Below are 819 nucleotides of genomic sequence, written 5' to 3'. Positions count from 1 at the left end.
CACTGTTTAACTCCGGCACATTACGTCCACAGCTGTCTTCTTGCTATCTGACAACGGTTCCTGACGACCTGAGCGGCATTTATAACGCGATGCGAGACAATGCCCTGCTGTCTAAATACGCCGGTGGTCTGGGTAATGACTGGACGCGTGTTCGTGGTCTGGGCGCACACATCAAAGGCACCAACGGTAAATCACAAGGTGTTGTGCCATTCCTTAAAGTTGCCAACGATACAGCCGTTGCTGTCAATCAAGGTGGTAAACGTAAGGGTGCGGTTTGTGCGTACTTAGAAACATGGCACATCGATATCGAAGAATTCCTCGATATGCGTAAAAACACCGGTGATGACCGTCGCCGTACTCATGATATGAACACAGCCAACTGGATTCCGGACATGTTCATGAAACGTGTTGCCGAAGAAGGTCAATGGACGCTGTTTTCTCCAGAAGAAGTCTCCGATCTGCACGATCTGACCGGTCTGGCATTTGAGAAGGCCTACACCGAGTACGAAGAAAAAGCGGCACGCGGTGAAATTCGTAACTTCAAACAACTGCCTGCCACCGACTTGTGGCGCAAAATGCTGGGCATGCTGTTTGAAACAGGTCACCCATGGGTCACATTCAAAGATCCATGTAACCTGCGTAGCCCGCAACAACATGTTGGCGTCGTTCACAGCTCAAACCTGTGTACAGAAATCACGCTGAACACCTCAGACAAAGAAATTGCTGTCTGTAACCTCGGCTCCGTCAACATGGTTAAGCACATCGATGAGAACGGCAAACTGGACAAAGACAAACTCCAGAAAACCGTCCGTACCGCGA

Annotated in this window: 1 pseudogene; it reads left to right on the top strand. The window is 49.8% G+C overall.

Features of this window, described 5'->3' with window-relative positions:
• Positions 1-819: pseudogene (locus ACTF5U_RS12395) on the top strand (ribonucleoside-diphosphate reductase subunit alpha); the annotation flags it as partial.

Origin of the sequence: Methylophaga sp. (assembly GCF_965655755.1) — a bacterium.
GTDB lineage: Bacteria > Pseudomonadota > Gammaproteobacteria > Nitrosococcales > Methylophagaceae > Methylophaga.
Note: the sequence above shows the minus strand (reverse complement) of the source record. Positions and strands in the feature narration are given on the sequence as shown.